Annotated in this window: 12 protein-coding genes and 1 pseudogene; 6 read left to right on the forward strand and 7 right to left on the reverse strand. The window is 47.4% G+C overall.

What is annotated here, in order from left to right:
* Nucleotides 1–68 precede the first annotated feature (68 nt).
* Nucleotides 69–2,390, forward strand: a complete 2,322-nt coding sequence (locus AABK39_RS21195) for a hypothetical protein (protein ID WP_338395237.1) — start codon at nucleotides 69–71, stop codon at nucleotides 2,388–2,390.
* 61 nt (nucleotides 2,391–2,451) lie between these two features.
* Here the strand turns inward: AABK39_RS21195 and AABK39_RS21200 are convergent, their stop codons facing one another.
* Entirely contained in the window at nucleotides 2,452–2,640 is a 189-nt protein-coding gene (locus AABK39_RS21200; protein WP_338395238.1) for a hypothetical protein, read from the reverse strand.
* Nucleotides 2,641–2,686: 46 nt separating this feature from the next.
* Here AABK39_RS21200 and AABK39_RS21205 point away from each other — a divergent pair, with 46 nt between their 5' ends.
* Nucleotides 2,687–4,315, forward strand: a complete 1,629-nt coding sequence (locus AABK39_RS21205) for a hypothetical protein (RefSeq protein WP_338395239.1) — start codon at nucleotides 2,687–2,689, stop codon at nucleotides 4,313–4,315.
* A gap of 163 nt (nucleotides 4,316–4,478) precedes the next feature.
* Here AABK39_RS21205 and AABK39_RS21210 read toward each other — a convergent pair whose 3' ends face one another.
* Nucleotides 4,479–6,620 carry a hypothetical protein gene (locus tag AABK39_RS21210; protein ID WP_338395240.1) on the reverse strand — a complete coding sequence of 714 codons (2,142 nt, stop codon included), beginning with the start codon at nucleotides 6,618–6,620 and terminating at the stop codon, nucleotides 4,479–4,481.
* 147 nt (nucleotides 6,621–6,767) lie between these two features.
* On the opposite strand from AABK39_RS21210, the pseudogene AABK39_RS27805 reads away from it, so the two are divergent.
* Both AABK39_RS27805 and AABK39_RS21215 read left to right on the forward strand, forming a co-directional pair.
* Nucleotides 6,768–6,884 (forward strand): annotated as a pseudogene (locus tag AABK39_RS27805) (helix-turn-helix domain-containing protein); the annotation flags it as partial.
* Between the two features lie 72 nt (nucleotides 6,885–6,956).
* A complete protein-coding gene (locus AABK39_RS21215) occupies nucleotides 6,957–7,598 on the forward strand; it encodes a hypothetical protein (RefSeq protein ID WP_338395241.1) in 642 nt (213 codons plus the stop codon).
* Nucleotides 7,599–7,603: 5 nt separating this feature from the next.
* Here the strand turns inward: AABK39_RS21215 and AABK39_RS21220 are convergent, their stop codons facing one another.
* Nucleotides 7,604–8,170, reverse strand: coding sequence for a tyrosine-protein phosphatase (locus tag AABK39_RS21220; RefSeq protein ID WP_338395242.1), 567 nt, complete (start codon nucleotides 8,168–8,170; stop codon nucleotides 7,604–7,606).
* A 53-nt stretch (nucleotides 8,171–8,223) separates the two neighbouring features.
* Nucleotides 8,224–8,820 (reverse strand): hypothetical protein, encoded by a 597-nt coding sequence (locus tag AABK39_RS21225; protein ID WP_338395243.1) that lies wholly within the window; start codon nucleotides 8,818–8,820, stop codon nucleotides 8,224–8,226.
* Between the two features lie 570 nt (nucleotides 8,821–9,390).
* On the opposite strand from AABK39_RS21225, the gene AABK39_RS21230 reads away from it, so the two are divergent.
* Both AABK39_RS21230 and AABK39_RS21235 read left to right on the forward strand, forming a co-directional pair.
* Complete coding sequence (locus tag AABK39_RS21230; RefSeq protein WP_338395245.1) at nucleotides 9,391–13,512, forward strand: SUMF1/EgtB/PvdO family nonheme iron enzyme; 4,122 nt, start codon at nucleotides 9,391–9,393, stop codon at nucleotides 13,510–13,512.
* 273 nt (nucleotides 13,513–13,785) lie between these two features.
* Entirely contained in the window at nucleotides 13,786–14,511 is a 726-nt protein-coding gene (locus AABK39_RS21235; protein WP_338395246.1) for a YARHG domain-containing protein, read from the forward strand.
* An 8-nt stretch (nucleotides 14,512–14,519) separates the two neighbouring features.
* Here AABK39_RS21235 and AABK39_RS21240 read toward each other — a convergent pair whose 3' ends face one another.
* From AABK39_RS21240 to AABK39_RS21250, 3 genes are all read right to left on the reverse strand, one after another.
* On the reverse strand, nucleotides 14,520–15,878 hold the full coding sequence (locus AABK39_RS21240) for a hypothetical protein (protein ID WP_338395248.1): 1,359 nt from the start codon (nucleotides 15,876–15,878) through the stop codon (nucleotides 14,520–14,522).
* A gap of 129 nt (nucleotides 15,879–16,007) precedes the next feature.
* Nucleotides 16,008–17,405 (reverse strand): TolC family protein, encoded by a 1,398-nt coding sequence (locus AABK39_RS21245; RefSeq protein WP_338395249.1) that lies wholly within the window; start codon nucleotides 17,403–17,405, stop codon nucleotides 16,008–16,010.
* Nucleotides 17,405–20,515 carry an efflux RND transporter permease subunit gene (locus AABK39_RS21250; RefSeq protein WP_338395250.1) on the reverse strand — a complete coding sequence of 1,037 codons (3,111 nt, stop codon included), beginning with the start codon at nucleotides 20,513–20,515 and terminating at the stop codon, nucleotides 17,405–17,407. The genes AABK39_RS21245 and AABK39_RS21250 overlap by 1 nt, the downstream gene beginning before the upstream one ends.
* Nucleotides 20,516–20,519 lie beyond the last annotated feature (4 nt).

Consider the following 20,519-nt stretch of genomic DNA (forward strand, 5'->3'; position numbering starts at 1 on the left):
CATCATCACCGTACAGATTGGAATGATAATCGTATTGTTATTACGTCGCTTATCCAAAAGCGCGGGATATGTTTTCCAGAAGAACCAGCAAACATAAGGAACAACCTCAGGCAGACCTTCCCGGCCGTAGCGCGTCAAAACTTCCGCCCGTTCCCGAAAGCCTTTTATCAGAAGAAGAATTCCTGACAAGATCCCAAGAATACGAACGGGATAGCCAAGGGAAAATAACCCCGAAACCTCACGCCCAAGACCTTTTGGACATCTCGGCAGCACTCGGTCAATATCATGACACAGTACGACATCAAGGTTCGCTATGGGCTGGCGAAAGGGACGAAAAGGCCATTCTTACCCGATTGCGGGACCGTTGGAAAGCGTTGGACAACGTGGAGAAAACCGTTTTCGCTTGGGCGCGCTCCCATCCTATTCCGGCAAGGAGACTCGGCTTTTTCCCCCACCTTTCGTTGATGGAGAAGCTACTTGGTACCATAAACCGCTTTAGAGCCGAAATCGCCGACGGTATGGAGCGTTTGGGAATATCGCCATACACGGAACTCTCGGAACGGGATCTTCTCAGTAAACAATATAATCAGGCGTGGAAAGGGCAACTGGAAGGAAAATTTCTTAAGGGGAATTGGAGAAAGGAAGACGGACAAAACATGCGTTCCCTTCTAAACGCTACGGTTCTGCGCCTTCTATGGCATTCGGACAGGTCCGCCTGCTTAGCGTCTGGATGCTATAAAGCTTTGGCCAACACCGACAGGCCAGTATTATATTTACACGACTACGGTAAAGGGCATCCGAATGTCGCCAGTCCGGCGGAATATGTGAAAACAGAGGGAGGAATATACGATAGCGCCCGCTTACGAAGCGCGTCTTTTGGCGCGGATATATTGGAAAGCCGAACATACGTGACCGTCGATTATGAAAGGGGACGCTCTCCCCAAAAGAGACAAGATCTCCTGGGCTTTTATCCTCCGTCCATACATTTAGCCTATTTGTTGGACATGGCACAACAAAGGACAATGTTAAGACAAGGGTTCGGCTTTGGAAAAGGAACCCAATTCGCCACCTCTTTGGGAGTCGCGCATCCTATTACAGGACGTTTTTTTGTCAGCTCGCCTGACGAATACGTCTGGCTTGAGTCCGAAGAAGACGCCGTAGTGGGAAACTTGGACACCTTCAAAGCTCTGGAGGGAGGACCCTCCTCCGTCGGGGAAACGGAAATAGCGGAGTCTGCCCGGAGCAAAACTGTCGCACACGATACCCATTGGAGAAAAAGATTCGTAAACAGGGTAGCCAAACCGCCCGAAATACCTCCCGTCATAAAAAACGAAAAGCTCGACAGTCTTTTACAGAAGGTCCAATCTTACGATACCGTTACATCGGGAACACAAGCCAGCGTTTTTAAGCTAAACCCTGGTTTATGGAGCGGTACCACCCTGTATTTGAAGATATTGAGGGAAGGCTCCTTTTCATCTGTAGCCGCCAAGGAACATTTCGCCGCCGATTTTCTCTTAATGCTCGACAGTCCTCGAGTCCGTTCGCAAGTTTCAGAATTGGTACGGCGTAACAGCCCCGAATTCTTGACATTGCTCGCCTTCGCCGACGAACAGCAGAACAAAACCTTGGCGAGGAGCCTACGGACCTTTTTGGCCACTGATATGGAGCATCTTATCGTTTTTCGGCCAGCTATAGGCATGTCTCTGTCCCAAGTCAGCCCTGAAGAGACATTAGTCATTGGCGTACTTACCGATCCCGATTTTTTCAGGGCCATAGGCGAGCTGGCTTTCTACGACCTGCTGATGGGAAACGCCGACCGTGTATTTTATGGCGTTCACAAAACCAACCTGTTCGTCGAGCAGGATTTCGGACAACTGTCTATCAGCCCTATCGACCATGCTTTGGATTTTTCCTGGATGTATTCTTTTGTCCGGGATTTGGACCCTCAAAGCAAACAATATCCGACGTTAAGCAGCCTGGATCTCCGTTCTATGGTAAACGAACCGTGGAAACACAGCGCCAAACTAAAAGAGGTGTTTGCCCAAACGAAGGAAGGTCTAAGCCGTATTTTGGAATCGGAGATTATGGGATGGCAATCCCCAAATGGTCCTTTGGGCAAGATCACCGAAACGTTCGAAGAAAGGCATAATTCCAGCGACTATACCTTTTCCCCTAGAGTCAAGACCGAACAGTTACGGTGGTTCAAAGAGGGGTTTATGGTAGGCGCCGTCCATCTTTACGAAAAAAGACACGTTATCGACTCTTTGCGGGCAAGAACGGACCCAAGTTTTCAGGTGGACGCCGACTTATTCTTTCACCAATGCGAAAAGGCTATAGAGCTGGTAGGCATACGCTATCAAGAACTTAAGAAAATATTGCCAGAATCATGACACTGAGAACGAAATTGATCAGCGTTCCAGCTTTAACAAAGGCCGAACACCATCGGTTATCTTACAGCATATAATCTTCCACTGTGTTCGCTCCCCGCACCAAAGACCATACAAACCAAACCGCATTCGCCAACTCTCCCCAAAAGAGAACAAGCGCCAGTTTATCCAAAATGCCTCCCGAGCCTTCTGAAAGAGCGTCAACACCCCAGTCAGTTTTACAAGCCGTTTTCAAGCCTGTCAGGTTAGCCAAAAGAAGTCACGGCTACAGGTTGGACGGCAAACGCTTCACACCGGACTTGAACAAAAAGTTTGACGCCCAACAGATGTTTATCGTCGATGACGAACAGGTAGTCCGGCAAACAACCAACGATATCGAAAAAACATGGTACCCGACTTACGACGATTACTTTTGGGGCGACATCTGGCTAGACGGCGATATTCTGGAATGGCCCGATCCCGACCCCTCCTTTACGGATATGATAAGACTTTTTGATGATTGCTACAGCCGTCGAATAGCAAGCCATCCGCAATACGTATGGAACCGTACCGCCGAGAAAACATTGTATTCTTATTATGTACACAACAGAAAGGAGAAACCGTCATGTAGTCCCGAAGGAATAAGGGAACTCACGCATTCCATACTCGATATCCTAATAGACAGGCCTCCAAACGCCAAGGTTATCATGAAAGCCAGTGGGTGGAAAACTATGGAATACTATCCCAAAGACTTGCAACGTGTCAAACGCCACCACGGACACCACGAATATTTTATGACTTTGCTTCCCTGCACACCAAACGAAGGGGAACAAGCTACCCCGACTGTCAAAGGCCAACATCTGCCTCACAAACGCAACATATACCTCAACGTTACCGCTCCACGGCTTGCGGAAGTGGTCCGTCTCTTGACAGGACTACTCGACAATCCGGAGATTCTGGGAAAAATCTATGTCCGCGAACTCGTAATCGCACCTTTGAAAAACATTAGCAGCAGAACCGATACCATCACCGTAAAAGTGGGATCCGAAGAGGGCTTTATAGCGGTCAAAGCCTATCTGCAGGCGTGTTTAGGAGGTAAACAAGGGACCTTCGTTGATGACCGCTTGCCTATGACAGACCCGATATGTCCGGGAATGAGCTGGGGGCAAGACCCGCAGCTTGAGGACGTGTGGGATATGGACGAAAGCATGATGCGCAGATTGGGCAGGTTTCTGGACAGGGTAGCGCTTATGATCAGTGACCACAAACGCAAAAAATCGTGGTTTAATACCAAAGCAACCGCATGGGAACTCCTTGAGTGGCACCACCACACAATACAGCTACAGGTAGCCCAGGGGCCCGCGCATCCTGAGAAAATAAAATATTGGCAACTGGAAAGCTTAGGACAGTTAAGCGAAACCCTAAAAGGCCCCGTTCTTGCCAATGAGATCAAGGCTTGGTTCAGGCATGCATACCGCTACAGCGCAAAATACGGCGATGAAAACAGGAGTTTTATTGGTCTAAGGGCCAGAGCTCTGGCTTCGGTAATGACGGATAGTTTCTCTGACAAAAAATATAGCATCAGTGCATTCTTGCGTAGATTGTCAAAGGACGAAGGGATCGATATCTTCCATCCACACCTTAACACTAGCGCTCCTGTGTTTAGAGACAGCGACGATACTTTGGTCATTGATACACAAACCATTTCCGAAGAGAATGCGAGCCAAGACCTGTCCTCTCCGTTAGCCATGGCTCTGCCCGAAGACGCTTCCAAGGTCTCAGAGGAAGGAGTCGCCACATCGCTCAGCAAAGTGTATATCAGAGAACTAAAGGGGCGGCCAAGACAAGTGATACGAGCTTCCAAAATAGAACATGAGCAATGGGCCCGCGCAAATAGCGAACAGTGCAGTGCCAAAAAAGAGCTTGAGGACGAACTGGAGGAGTTGTGACCATTATATCAAAATCAAATTCCGTTATTTCCTTTAACTCCCACGTCTCAATTTGATACTTTGATTTTTTGGGAGCCGTGTTTGCATTAAGTCTTAGGCTGTTAGACTTTTAGACCATAGAAGCACACAATTGGCTTGTGAGATTTATACATTTTCCATTCCTCTAAATAAATGTATCATCATCCGCCTCTGCCTCTTCGGGCAAACGCGATAGAATCAGCCTTATAATATAATCCGCCATTATTTCGGCCTCCGTTCCTACGGGGTCCGCTTTGATATCCGGCGCCGAGGAAAGACCACCACGGAAAGGATCGTGTTCGGCTTGTAGGAAATCGTCCGTACGGGTTATGGATTTTTCTATATCCGCCAACAACGTCGATGTGGTTTGGCCTTTCGCCAAATTTGTATTTACGGTCAAGGAACCCTCCTCCCTCAATTTTACCAGATCATCGTATCGCCCGCCCATGGCTTGGTCTACCACTTGGCCAAGCCATGTTCCTGACCTGTACCTAAGTTTTTCTTTCCCTCTACCTGATTCGCTGGTAAACAAGTCCGTAAAATCTTGATCCGCCTGCTCTTCTATTGGCAAGGCCGGTTTGGCGGCGGGAGTATCAATTAACTCCACATTCACTACATCTTCATCCTCAAAAGGACTAAAGGGGATATTGAGATGCGGATTAAAGAAATCAACATTCGCTTTACTGAATTCTTCCATCACTTCACACATAAGTTGCGGGAACGTACAGGAGCTTGTCACACGGTCCATAGCCTTTTCCACCGCCTCCAGTCTATGTATTAGGAAAACACTCGGAGTCTCACCCGACTTTGGAGTCATCTTTTCATAATACTGAATCCACTTCAGCGGTAACTCCGACATACATACGCCGCCCAACTCCTCTACCATCCGGTTCATACGGAGCAGGTTCTTCTTGTCCATTCCAAATGACGACACTTCGACTGCCCCCAATTCTTTCAACGCCTTCTTATGCCCTTCCCTCAACGAGTCCCACCGGTTAGCGTTGGCTTTATTCTTAAACCATCTTTTATCCTCTTTCGCAATCATATCACCCGCCCTAGCGATAAACCGCCTAACGCTGGCCATCAGCTCGGGACTCATTTCCCATACATTTTCGAAATAGGTCTCCTCGCACCATCCGCAACCGCGTCCCAATTTTTCCAAAAACGGAAAGACCTTATCGTCAAAATACTCTGGGTGTTCACGGGTAAGGCCAGTGATCGCTCTTTTCATTACACCCAAACTCTCCAGCGTACCTACCGTTATTATTACGCTGTCGGCCCTATTGGTAACGTTTGGCCCATAAGCCCGAACCATCCGGGTACGGGGGCGGGCTTCCGTAGGAGGAACATCGATCAGGCTGACGAAGTGCTTTACCACTAAAGGGACGAACTCGGGCATAACGTTAAGATAGAATTTGAATTCGTACGGTGTCTTCTTCGTCTCCACCCTAGCTGTAGGGGCTTTATCCGGAGCTTTCATTTCACCCTCTTCCAGTTCCACCCCTTCAAAATCGTCGGGGATATTCCCTTTTCCTTTGCCTTTCACCGGATGCTTGGGTTTTGCCGCTTCCTTTTTAACCAGAGCCTCTTCCTCTTTAACCAATGCCTTTGCCGGAGTTGTATTGCCATAAAAATCCCAAAAGCGCTCTTTCAAAGCCTTTTCCGCACCCTTTGTGTGAAGATAATCGCCAGAACAGTCTACCGTTTTTACCCCCAGCATCGAAGCGTGCAATTTGGCCCCCTTGGGTCGCGCTTTGGCTATTTCCAACAGGTTTTCATAATGATTAGGAATGGCTTTCTCCTCCTTGCCGTATGTCTTCGGGGCACAATGCACACACTCTTGATACAGTCCTTGCGACAGCTCATCCTTGCCCCATTTCTTTCGCAAAGTTTTCTTATAGTTCCCCCACGGCCGTTCCCTATATGTTTGTTGCAAATAGCCCATCATGGAACGGAACGAATGCGTTTCGGACAGCTCCAACATTGACGACTTGATATAGAAACCTTCCTCGGAACGGGCGTCATAACAACGAACCCACCGTACGGCTTCCTCATCTGTTCCCATAGAAACGGAATCACTGTCGTCGATGACCAGACGCGTGCCGGCCTTAAAGCCTTTGTCCCCGATCATCTTCATGGATTTACCAGTATGTCTATGTCCAAAAGTGTTTCCCCGTAACACCCCCGCACGGAAAGCCGCCTGTACCACCGGAGCCTTTCCCGTAGCCAATGTACCGGCTAAGGATTTTGTAGGTTTGGTATGTCGTGATTTTTGCGAAGCGAACATGGCGCATTAAGTGGAACGATGTATTAACCTTCGTTGAAATATTAGGTTCGGATCCCAAAGCAGACATTTTTTCTCAGTCTAAAGTTGTACTGGGTTTTTGATGAAATACTTCCACTTTACGTTAATAACACCTTCTTTACCGACTGAATGGCACAACTAGACATAGTACATAGAGCCCAAATATTTTTAGGAATCCGACACGGAAAGAGCGATGCCCAGATAGCGCGAAGTATCGGCTTTCACCGCAGTACCGTAGGCCGTGAAATAGAACGGAACGGCGGGCGGGAAAACTATGACTTGTGGAGCGCCCAACGCGCCCGCGATACCCGTCAGGGTATGGCCGTAACCGACAGAATGCTTTTTGGAAGCGGTGTGCCTTTTAATTCACGTCTCAGAAAGCTTAACCGCAAGTATGCCCATATATCGCATAACCATATCCATTGGTATGATCATGACCAAGACCGTTTTTTCCGTAAAGCCGAAGCTTGGAGGCATCGTCCATATGTGACAGGCAAAACCAGGCCTTTACGATTTGGTAAACCCAAAGGCGGGGATTTCGCTGTAGCCTCCGCTTTTGTTAGAGATATAGAAGTCGGAGGAAGAACTAAGTTGAAAAATCAAAAGGCAACTTCTTTACGGGAAAAAGAGATTAGGCTTGAAACTTATAAGCGTGGTTATAACTATAACAGACAACAGGCTTTCTATAATGAAAAATGTTGGCTAACGCTAGGCTCCAGCCTTGCCCTAATGACAGTAAAACCTTCCGGATTTCAGCCTTGGCCTCTTCCTATTCCAATAGTATCTTTCATTCCGTGGAAACCTTCCTCTTTTTCATCACCAAAAGTTTCTTTTCACCAGCGCGCATCACATTCGCAAAAAAGGAGTGACAGACTTTGTTGCGTTTTAATAAGATCATCCGGAGTTATTCGTTTTATGATGAATAGCCCATTACTTAACACATACTATCATCTCTTTTAATTTAATCAGTTAGCACTAACCAGTTTCGCTTTTAAATTCTCTTGGGCCCTTTCGAAATTAATTCTATTGAAATAGTTTTCGATATCCCCCATTCCATTAAGCGCCAAGCTTATCCATTCAGCCTTCACATCCCCTTCACTCAAAAGATACTCCTCTATTATTATTTCCCATTCAATACCAATTATTAAGAGTATTGCACCGACTACAATACCCGTCCTGTCTTTTCCGGATAAACAGTGAATCAGTACAGGGAACTCTAGGTCAGGGGTTTCGAATATCTTGATAATTTGATTCAGCCAAACCCTTACTTCTTTCTGGCTTGTATCATATTTTTCAATTTTGTTTGACATCGGAAAATGCAAATAGTCTGATTCGAAAACCATTGAATCTGGACCGTTTCTCAGGTTTATTATTGAAGACGCATTTCCAATTTCATTTCGGTGATCAACGAAATCAATACTACCTCCCCTAAAGAGGATATTCTCGTTTAATAACTCTTCCCCGTATATTAAATTCACAAACTCACCTACATCTCTGAAATTCACGCACCCATCCGAATAATCTAATCCCATTTTGTATACGATATATTGGTTAAGTAAATGTGACACAGTCCCCAAAGGCACTGTTATTTCATATACATCATTACCTGTTCTTTTAACTCATCCTCTTTTTCAATATAATCCAAGATTCTTTGCGAGTCGTGAAACTCGCTATTTATCAATTCTTTTAGTTCCGTATGGTCCGTTGACGTTTTAACAAACACCCCCCAAAAGTAAGGGTCAATATTTTCAAAACTCGTCATTTCATAAGAACAAGTCTCAAGTATTTGCCCTGTCTTAGTGTTTTTGTATCTATTATGATCCCCGTGTTCTTCGACTAGCTCCCAGTCTTTTAAAGCAACCGTTTGGCTATCGTTCAAAAGCATTTTACTTATAGCCAAATAGTCCTTTATTCCCTTTTTTATAAATTCGATTTGTCGCTTAACAGTAGTGTCTGAAACTGTGGGCATAATCGTTATTGTAATAGTATGTTCCCAAACACCACTCTTAAAGACCATATAATTCACCGGCAGTTGTTCTTTTAGTTCGGATATTAATTTGGGTGCGATTTCCGAATTCATTTCCTCCCTTGGGAATTCAAGGACCAACTGCCCTTGTTGCGTTAAGTGTTTGATTTCCTCAACACTTGGTGTAGCATGAATATTTTTGCAGAAAGCTTTCATTCGTAAGTTAAAGGTAGCGCTGTGTCAAATGCGCTTAAATAATAGTAATATTCCATACGCTAAGCGTATCCTCTTTTCTCTAAAAAAGCAAATTATACAAAAAACATAATTCCTTTCCCCGAACTGTGAATATTATTCAAGTGGTGTTCGGTATTCATCTCGCAAAGCGGTGTTGAGAATTATTAATGATCATCGAATTGTCATTATTCTATAAATCAGCCTCTATTGCCAAATTACTTTTTTGATCGATTTAGCATGAACAAGTTTAAATCAGTATATATCGTGATTCATGAACTTGGGGTAATTCGTTTAAGAAATGACTCTATCCACACTCTAAAAGAGTAACGATTCGTTTTCTTTCCATTGGGAAGCCGAGGCGTTAACGGCAATTAACGGGTGAGCTGTTGTGTTTTGAAATGGTTCTTTTTCCTAAATTTGAGGGGGTTTGTTCATATTTTAAACATATCTTTTATTATTTAAAACGCTAAGTCTGCCATTCGCTTCTATCTTTTTATAAATTGCGCTATGTTCAATATGGATTTACGCTGATGGATTCCTAAAAAATCATCGATGCATATTATCCTGAACTCGGCAATCAACAATTATCTAATAACAATGGTAAGACACGGACTTTTTAAGGCATTTAGAAGAAATGCCCACTGGATCGGGACATCGCTGTTCGCGTTTCTCCTGATGTTCCCCTTTCTGGCGCAGGCCGGCAGAGGCAAGGACAAGGGCTATTATGTGAAAAAGGACACTTGGGCTTCGACCTTGGTGGCCAGCAAAAAGGCTTATGTCGATTTTATCGAAAAGCTCAACTTTACCCCTGTCGCTTCGGTGGTGAAGAAACAGAAGGACAAGCCCTCGGCCATTTCGGCCGATATCAGCGACCTGAATACGATGGTATTGGTTGTTCATGGCGACAAAAACGGCAACGGCTACGATCACGGGATCTGGGGCAACGCCAAACTGATCGACAGAAAAGGCAACGTCACTTGGCTTGACGATATCGACTGGGAATCCGCGAAAGTGGGTGCCAGAAGGCCGATGAAGGGCGCCAGCCTTTTGGGCGAGAAAGCCAACGTGGGCGGAAAAGTGTTCGAGCACTGTATAGGCGCTCACGCTTACAGCGAAATCGTTTATAAGCTCGACAAAAAGTACGTGCGCTTCGAGGCCGAAGTGGGAATCGATACCCGTGGCGGTAATTGGAGAAGCAGCGCTAAATTTATGGTCCTCGCCGCTACGCCGGGCTCGGTGCTGAGTAAAGTGGCCAAGGATTTCCCAAACGAGGCTTACCTCTTTAGCAAATACGCCAAAGGTTCCGCCGACAAGTACTTGGACACTCCGGGAACGGAATTCGAGCGCAAGATCGTTAACAAGGCCTTGGGTGACCTCGACGACGACAAATTTTTCAGAGACCAGGCCCTAAAGCTGAAAGGGCAAAACGCCGGAGCGGAAGCGTTCCTCAATCTTTTTACAAAGGTCAACAGCGTTGTTGAGGCGCAAGACCGCCTTTCCATGCTCGATTTCGAGGCGATGCGCCTTTCTATCGAGAACATGAGCAAAGAGTTCAAAGGAAAATATAACGGAAAAAAATACCTGGGCGAGCTTCAGCGCAAAGAGGCTGAATATGATAAAGTAAAGAAAGATCTTTATCGTGGAGAAGCCAGCGCTATCGAGTGGATCGCCAAGACCGAGACGTTCAAGCGCGAGGCTTTGATGGCCAATCCGTTGCTTGATTTTGACAAGCTTTTGGTTGTTCGCCATAAATTGGGCAACAAAGCCAGATCCAAGTACCCTAACGCTCCGGATATGGCTTTGCCGAAAAACAACTGGAAGACCATCGGCTCTACCAGTAGCCCGGACAAGGGTTGGGATGCGCAAATCGCCGTACTCTCTAATCTGAGAGGCGACGTGGATTCGAAGACTATCTATAAGCCGGAGAAACCGCATGCGATCACCGATTTGGATTTGCACTTCGACGCCGACAAAATCATGTTTACTTCGGCTACGGACAAAGGCCGCTGGGGACTTTTCGAAGTGGATTCAGACGGATCCAACCTCCGCCAGATCTCCCCTACCAAATACGACGACCTTGACTTCTACGACGCCTGCTACCTTCCGGACGGAAAAGTGGCTATGGTATCGAACGTTTCTATGCAGGGTGTACCTTGCGTAAACGGCTCCGACCCTGTGGGCAGTATGTGTAAGCTTGATCCGGAGACCCGTAAGTTCAAGCAGATCAACTTTGGTCAGGATAATGACTGGGATCCTGTAGTGCTTCCGAACGGACGTATTATGTACCTGCGTTGGGAATACACAGACAACGTGCACTACTACACCCGCGTATTGATGCATATGAATCCGGACGGAACCGGAAAAAAAGAATATTACGGCAGCGCCTCGTACTGGCCAAACACCATCTTCGACGCCAAGCCGATTCCGGGACATAAGACCAAGCTTATCGGTATCGTATCGGGCCACCACGGCGTTGGACGTTCGGGCGAGCTCGTAATCTTCGATCCGGCCGTAGGACGTTTCGAAGCCGACGGCGCTATCCAGAGAATCCCGGGCAGGGGCAAGAAAATCGTTCCTATCGTAAAAGACCGTTTGGTTGACGGCGTATGGCCACAGTTCGTAAACCCTTATCCGCTTGACGGAAACTACTTCCTGGTTACGGGCAAAATGAAGCCGGGCGGACTCTGGGGACTCTACCTAGTCGATACTTTTGATAATATCACTCTTGTAAAGGAATATGAAGGCGAAGGTATCCGCGACGTGTTCCCGATGCGCAAGCGCAAAACTCCGCCGGTAATTCCGAGCAAGGTGAACCCGACTAAGAAAGACGCAACGGTTTATGTCGCCGACATTTACGAAGGGCGCGGCATGAAAGGTGTTGCCCGCGGAACGGTTAAGTCCATCAGGGTTTTCGCTTATAAATTCGCTTACAACAGATCAAAGAGTAACAACGACGCCATGGGCGTAGAGTCGGCCTGGGACGTGAAACGCGTATTGGGTACCGTGCCCGTTTATGAGGACGGTTCGGCGATGTTTAAGATTCCGGCCAACACGGCAATCTCGTTGCAACCGCTTGACGAACACGGACAAGCCATGCAGGTAATGCGTAGCTGGCTGACAGCCATGCCAGGCGAGACGCTTTCTTGTATCGGTTGTCACGAAGACCAGAACACAGTTCCGGTACCAAAGAGAACCATCGCCTCTACCAAGAGTCCGGTGGAGATCACTCCATTCTACGGCGACGTTCGTCCGTTCTCTTTCGTCAACGAAGTACAGCCGGTACTCGACGCCAAGTGCGTGGGTTGCCACAACGGAAACGACCCTGAGCTTCCTAACTTCGCCGACAAATCCACTTTGCCTTACCGCAACGTAAGCCGCAGTTATTTCGATTTGCAGAAATTCGTTCGCCGTCCGGGCCCTGAGTCTGACCTGAACGTATTGACGCCGATGGACTTCCACGCCAGCACCAGTGAGTTGGTATCGAAGCTGAACAAAGGCCACCACAATGTGAAACTTACGCAAGAGGAACGCGATCGCCTTATCACTTGGATCGACCTTAACGTGCCTTACCACGCCGATTTCTTGGGTGTGACCGAATACCGTGGCAACAACCAGAAAGACCGCCGTGTAGAGTTGATGAAGGAAATCAACAACATGGAATACACCGCCGAGGTGGAGCTAGCCAAGGCCAACGCTGCCCGCGAAGCCCGCGGACCAATCGAGCCGATCTTGCCTGAACCGGTCCCGGCCCCTAAATACAAAAAGGTAAAAGCCCGTAACTGGCCGTTCGACACCTCCAAAGCCAAGGCCATGCAGGCCAAAGCCGGTTCCGAAACCAAGACTATCGACTTGGGCAACGGACAGAGTATCGAGCTGGTGAAAATCCCGGCCGGAGAGTTTGTAATGGGATCGGAAGACGTTGACGCCGAAGCCTTGCCTAAGACTCGCATAAAGGTTAAGAAATCATACTGGATGGCAAAATACGAGGTGAGCAACGGACAGGTGCGCGCGCTTTTGCCTGAGCACAACAGCCGTGTGATGGACCAGCACTGGAAAGACCATACGCGTCCGGGCTACGAAGCCAACCGAAACGACCAGCCGGCTATTCGTGTCACTTGGCAACAGGCCAATGAGTTCTGCGAACTTTTGAGCAAGAAAACAGGCCTGAAGGTAAAACTCCCTACGGAAGCGCAGTGGGAATGGGCATGTCGTGCCGGTAGCGACAGCGATATGGCATACGGCGATCCTACAGCCAACTTTACGGCATACGCCAACTTGGCCGACGAGAGCCTCCGCGATATGGCCGTAATGGGCGTTGATCCGAAACCGATCAGCCGTAAGCGCAGCGACTTCAAATTCCACGATTACCTTCCGAAGGTAGAGGGAATGGATGACGGTGCCATGTTGCAGTCAGTTCCCGGTAAATACAAGCCGAACGCTTGGGGCCTCTACGATATGCACGGTAACGTTGCGGAGTGGACCCGTTCGGATTATATCCCTTACCCGTACACCAACAAAGACGGTCGTAACGACGGCAACCTCAAAACAGCCAAGGTAATCCGCGGAGGTTCGTTTATGGAACGTCCGCGCGAAGCCGCCGCTGGCTACCGCAAAGGTTACCCGACGTGGCAGCAAGTCTACAACGTAGGCTTCCGTATCGTGATCGAAGAGTAATAGAATCGTATTTTACCTATATAGAAAAGCAGTCGGGGTACCCTGACTGCTTTTTTGTTTTGATGAACAATATCTGATCGCTTATAAAGAAATAAAACTGGCTGGGTTTAGAAGGCTAAAAAGCAGATACCAAATTACCATCAACGAATATTCCCCTTATTAAAGCGAAATTAGATTTATATAACTTCGATTCATTTTTAGTTATAATTTCGGGTCCCTGAAATAAGGTATGTGATTTTTGTATAACGGTTAATTCAGTTCGATTAAATGGCTATGGATTCTGAAAAAATAATAAGATCCGCGATTCTACTTTTTTTCACACTAGTAACACTCTCCACCAAAGGTCAAGTTTATACGATAGCGGAGGAGGATTATGAAAACGTATCGTTTACCCAGGAGATCCACAAAGATATATCGAAATATGTGGGCGTATATACGTTTGGCATGTCCGAATCAGAAACTCTTCTTGTGATAAACACGCACGGTAATGAGGTGGTCGCCCAAATCAGATCTTTTGAATGGATCATGGACAGTAACTATAAAACCAACGGTTACAAACATATTTTTCAAACTCTAAGCAATGTTAGAATTAAAAACGGACGACTAATCTCGGACGAACTGGAAGGGCAATTTGTCAACGTAAAAGAAAAAAACTTTAGTGGATCCGCACTTTTAACGGAACGAGTCTCCTATAAGGAAATCGTAAACCTTGCGTTTGGCTTTAAATCAGAGTCTCTCGACGATTATTATTCCGGTGATTATCAATTCGCTTCCTATCGTTTATTATCGAAGGAAGAACTTATGACCTATTCGAAAGAGGAACTTCGGATTATGAGAAACGAGATCTTCGCCCGGTATGAATATGATTTTAAATCGGGCGGAGAAATGGAAAAATATTTTGAAAACCAAGAATGGTATAACCCTAATAATAAAGATGTCGCCAGTCTTTTGACAGACTTTGAAATAAAGAACATCAAATTAATCCGATCCTTGGAGTAATCGTTTTTTTAATCCTCCGGAGCTTCTTTGGGCTTCCATTTGGGGATCGAAAAATTATCGATATCCATAAAAGTGTGGTCAATATCTTTATTCAACGCATAAACCCATCTGAATACGTGTTCGGCGACGCTCTGCCATAAAGAAACCCCGTACGGTTCGCCCATATTCCTGAATTCGATAATCGGGGCTTTGTGTTGCATCTGTGGCCCCACTGTGTCCATTTGGCTTCCCATAGCTCCCATCGTATCCAGTTGTAAGCGGAGTTCTTCCGCTCTCGGATTGTCACGGAGCGTAAGCAAATCTACACCGTGTGCCATACCGTGCATCCATTTCCCTATGCTGATATCGTTCATCAGAAAGCGTCTGGATTCGAATTTCTTGATTTCGTGGTAAAGTCCTTCGGGAAACAGTGGCGAGTCCAGTCCTTTGGTATTAGTTTCAAGATAAGACGTAAGTATGCTGGCGATTTTGTGCCACTCCATAGCATCGTTTTGACTCAACGACTCGACTAGCTCGGGATCAAGACTCTGGAACATGGAACCGAAATCCGTGCGGGATAACATGGGCGAAAATGAACGCAAATATTTGGGAATCTCGCGGGCGCCGAACTTAATGTAAAAGCCAATCAGCAACAGCAGGCCTTCAAGTTCCGGCGACAAATCAATGGCTTGCCCCATAGCTTCGATTTGGTCAAGCAAGCTTCTGGTATATTCGCCGTACATCTCGTCTTGGTCGCCGTAGCGCGAATCCTGTATGCGCATAATATGCCTTCTTCCGCCCGCCTTTTGTAGTCGTGTCTCTTCGTCTTCGTCCGTTGCCGGGGCGGCAATATCGGAAAAGGCTCTTCGGATACGGTCTAACCTAATCCCCGCCGTAAAATGAAAGTTACCGTTGAAGATGTTATTACTCCAATGCCTATAAAATTTGAAGAGCGTTTGTTCGTAGCCGGGGACTATAGTGCCGAAAGGGGCAAGCTTGGTAATGGGTAAACCCTCGGGCCTAACACGACGGGCATTTTGGTTCAAAGTCCTCATCAGGGCCGTCAGCGTAGCGAAACACTCTTGCAACTCATGAAACCCTTTAGGGCTTTCTTCGAAGGGAGCGGTCACGAATTCCACATAAGCGATCTTGTTGGTGGCCCCGACATCGGTTTGCATCTCGAAATTTTTTCCTTTCAGCAAAACCTCCCGCTCATGAAAAGGCTCAAACCGTGACCGGGCGCAGGGAATACGCTCCTCATAACGCTCGATTTCGTGCGCATGGTTCCGTATGGGATTATAGTCCACCTCAATCTCAAAACCCACCGCCCTTTGTATCACTTCCTTTTTATTGAAAATCCGGTCATGCGCCGCTTTTCTCTGAAGCATAAGGGGCGATTCAGAGAAACGGTCCTCGCCCCCTTCCCTACTTTTTGAATGAGTATTCGTCTTATTTGCTTTATGGTGGAACACGCAATATTCAAGGCAAAAAAGGGGCCTGACAAAAGATGGAGATCTCTATTCCACGCCTCCGCCTACGGCCCTATAAATCCCGACAAGTGTTTGCAAGCGATTGGATTCGGCCTGAATCAATGATAATTGCACATTCAAAAGCGCCTCCTGAGCGGTCAGGATATCCAGATAGGTGGCGTTGCCGTACTCCATCAACTGTTCGGCGATAACAAACGCGCGGCTTAGGTGTTCCTCCTGACGGCGCAATTCAAGCAAACTCCGCTGATAAGCGCCATAACTTTCCATCAAGTTACTTAATTCGGTACTGGCTTCGAGCAGTGTCTTTTGGAAATCCAGCAAGGCTTCTCTCCGTTGAGAATCGGCGATCTCTTTCTGGGTCCTCAATTTTCTGGTCATAAAAATCGGTTGCGTGAGCCCTCCTATCAACGTATTGAACAATGAACTGGACGTAAACCACTTGTCGAACTCCGATGATTGGAAACCGCCCATAGCCGAAATGGTGAGGGTCGGGTATAACGATGCTTTTGCGATATTGAAATTCTCAAATGCGGCCCGGAACGCCAATTCCGAGACCTGTACATCGGGCCTGTTCCGCAAGGCTTCCACCGGCACTCCGACATCCACTGTTTCGGGAGTGCGTTGGTCTTCCACCGTTCCCAGGTTCATAGTCTGCAATGAACCTCCGGTAAGCATAATCAAGGTATTCGTGGCCATGGTCACGCTGCGTTTGTTTTCCTCCAGCATTACCCGGACGCTTTCCACTTGGGCTCTCGCTTGCTCCACGGCCAATTGATTTGACATGCCGGCGTCAAAAAGCCTGATCGTTGAAATAAGTCCTCTTTCACGCAAAACCAGAGTTCGCTCAAGGAGAATACGGCTTTCTTTCAGGGCTATTAAGGCATAGTAAGCGTTTGCCGTTTTGGCTACCAATTGGGTTTGCATCAGTTTTTTAGCCGTCACCGATTGCTGAAACTGCGCTTTGAGCATTCGCTTGGCGCTGGTTATTTTCCCCCAGATATCAGCTTCCCAACTCAGCGCTCCGGAAAGGGTATATTGTTCGCTAGGCGCAAACTGAAAAGCGCTCGAAAGATCTTGGTGTTCCACTTGCCCGCTCAAACTTAGCGTTGGGATATATCCAATCTTACCCTGCTTAAAGGAGCTTTGCGCCTGCAATACCCTCTCGTATGCGATCTGGTTGTCATAATTGTTTTGAAGCGTGCTGTCTATAAATTTCCTCAGAAGGGAATCCGTAAAAAAGGCTCGCCAGCCGTAATTCCCGACGCGTAATCCTGACCCGCTCAAGGTGTCCAGACTAAACAAAGGAGGCTCGTCGTATTCAGGCGCTTGGAATTTCTTTGTGACTAAACACGAAGACAGGCTTCCCAAAAGGAAAATGAGCCCAAAATACAGAACTTGTATATACGAACGCTTTAGTGTCTTCATCACTGAGGTTTCTTCTTTAGCAAGCGTTCCTGAGTCCATTGGCAAAGGACATAAAGCGCCGGAATAAAAAACACCCCGACAACGGTACCCACAAAGAGACCTCCCGCGGCGCCTGTGCCGATAGACCTATTGCCGTGCGCTCCCACTCCGTCGGCGAATACCAAAGGCAACAGACCCAGTATAAAAGCAAAAGCCGTCATCAATATCGGACGGAGCCTTTCTTGGGCGCCTTCCACAGCGGCTTCTATAATAGGCAATCCTTCCTCCCGTCTTTGGCGGGCGAATTCCACTATCAGAATGGCGTTTTTGGCCAAAAGCCCGATCAGCATCACCAGCGCTATCTGGAAATAGATATTGTTCTCCAAACCGGTCAAATACGTAAACAGAAACGCTCCCGACACGCCTATAGGCAAAGAAAGCAAAACGGCGAAAGGCAGGAAGTAACTTTCATATTGGGCCGAAAGAAAGAAGAATACAAACAGGACACTCAAGGCCAGAATTATGGGCGCCTGCCCGGCGTTGGCCACTTCCTCTCGCGTAATTCCACTGAAAGCAATATCGTAATTGTCCGGAAGCCCTTGGGCCAATTCCCTTATGACTTTGATGGCGTCGCCCGAACTGTAACCGGGCGACGAAGAACCGTTTATGGTTACGGAGTTGAAAAGGTTGAACCTGTTCAGTGTCTGCGGGCCGTACACTCTTTTCAAAGAAACAAACGCGTCGATCGGGGCCATATCCCCTTGGGCGTTGGTCAGGAATACCTGGTCCAAAGAAGCCTCGTTCTTACGGTACCTGGGGTCCGACTGCATAAATACCTTATAGGGTTTGCCGAACTTGTTGAAATCCGACACATAAAATCCGCCGTAGAAACCCTGCAAAGCGCCGAAAATACTGTTGACGCTTATTCCGGCCCGTTTGGCGCCTACCACGTCTATTTCCACTTCGTATTGGGGAAATCCGGTGTTGAATGAGTTCGAGGCAAAAGAAATAGCCGGCGATGAGGACAGCTTGCCCACGAAATCCTTCGCCACAAGGTCGAAAGCGTTTAGGTCTCCGGCGGTTTTGTCCAGTAACTGCATCTCGAAACCGTCGGCGCTGCCATAGCCCGGAACGCTAGGCGGAGTAAAAAAGATAATATTGGCGTCGCTAACCTGACTGGCCCTTATATACAGATCCTTGATTATATTATTGATATCGCCCTTTTTGCTCAACCTCGACTTCCAATCAGTAAGGGTAATAAAACCCAAAGCGTACGAACTTCCCGCTCCCGAAAAGAAATTCACGCCTGAGCTAAACGTGATATTCTTTACGCCATAAGCGCCTTTTATTATTTCCCTCAATTCCTCAGTAGCCGCAAAAGTCCGGTCGAGGGAAGCGGCCAAAGGCAATTCCATATTGATGAAAATGACTCCACGGTCTTCCGAAGGCACAAAACCCGTAGGCGTCCGTCCGTTCACCCATACCAACATAGCAATGCAAAAGACCAAAATCACGGCGGTAACCCACTTCAACTTTATAATCTTATTTACGGCCCCGGTATAACGGCTTTTGACCTTTTCGAAAGCGACATTGAAAGCCGTAAAAAAACGATTCTTTTTGCTTATTCCTTCCTTTGCGGCGCTTCGCAAAAAGATGGCGCACAAAGCGGGGCTCAGGGTCAGGGCGTTGACGGCCGAAATAAAAATGGCGACAATAAGCGTCATACCAAACTGTTTGTAAAACACGCCCGCAGGCCCCTTGATAAACGTAACCGGAACGAAAACCGCTCCCATCACCAAGGTTATGGAAATTATCGCTCCGCTAATCTCGCTCATCGCTTCTTTCGAAGCCTTATTCGCGTCTTTGGCCCCTTTTTCCAGCTTGGCGTGCACGGCTTCGACCACTACGATGGCGTCATCCACCACGATTCCTATTGCCAAAATCATCGCGAACAGTGTGAGCAGGTTCATGGAAAAGCCCAGCAATTCCAGAAAGAAAAAGGTACCTATAATGGACACGGGGACGGAAATGGCGGGAATCAGAGTCGACCGGAAATCCTGAAGGAATATGAAAACCACGATAAACACCAAGACAAACGCCTCGGTCAAAGTCTTTACAACCTTGTGGATGGAAGCGTTCAGAAACGTGTTTGTATTATAGTTAATCACATAGTCTATGCCTTTGGGGAAATCCTTCTTCAGCTCCTCAAGTTTGGCGACAATGGCGTTGTTGATGTCTTGGGCGTTTGACCCGGGCGTCTGGAACATACCGAAAATTATGGCGGGGTTTCCGTCTGACCGCGATACGGACGAATAGGACAATGCCCCAACCTTGACTTCGGCGACATCTTTCAGGTATAAAAACGAACCGTCTTCCGACGCCCGCAAAACAACATTCTCGTATTCCGATACCTGATTATAACGCCCTTTGTACTTCAAGACATACTCAAACGCCTGTCCCGAATTTTGCCCGAAGGCACCCGGCGACGCCTCTTGGCTTTGCTCCTGGATAGCTTGCGCTATTTCCGAAGGTTCTATCTCATAAACGGCCAACTTGGCGGGGTCCAGCCATACTCTTATCGAATATTCTTTCCGGCCGAATAAGGAAACATTACTTACGCCCTCGATCCGCTTCAACTCCGGCAAAACGTTCTGGTTGATATAATTATCCAGATAAACGGCGTCGTATTCTTTATTTGTAGTGAAGACAGAGGCGTACATCAAGGCCGAATTCTCCTGCTTTTCGGTAATGATTCCTTGGCGGATCACTTCGGTGGGCAATACCGAATTCGCTCTGGCCACGCGGTTTTGGACGTTCACCGCCGCGATGTCGGGGTCCGTTCCCTGTTTGAAGAAAACCATAATCGAAGCGCTTCCGGTATTGCTGGCCGTAGAAGTAATGTAAGTCATCCCTTCCACTCCGTTTACCTGTTCTTCGATTGGGCTCACCACGCTTTTAAGCATTGTCTCGGCGTTCGCTCCCGGATAAGAGGTCGAAACCTGGACTGTCGGCGGGGCGATATCCGGGTATTGGGCCGCCGGAATAGTATAAATACCGATAAGACCAAGAACCACCGTAATGATCGCGATCACGGACGACAAAACGGGACGGTCTATAAATCGATTGAACATAGGC

Source organism: Fulvitalea axinellae, assembly GCF_036492835.1.
Taxonomy (GTDB): domain Bacteria; phylum Bacteroidota; class Bacteroidia; order Cytophagales; family Cyclobacteriaceae; genus Fulvitalea; species Fulvitalea axinellae.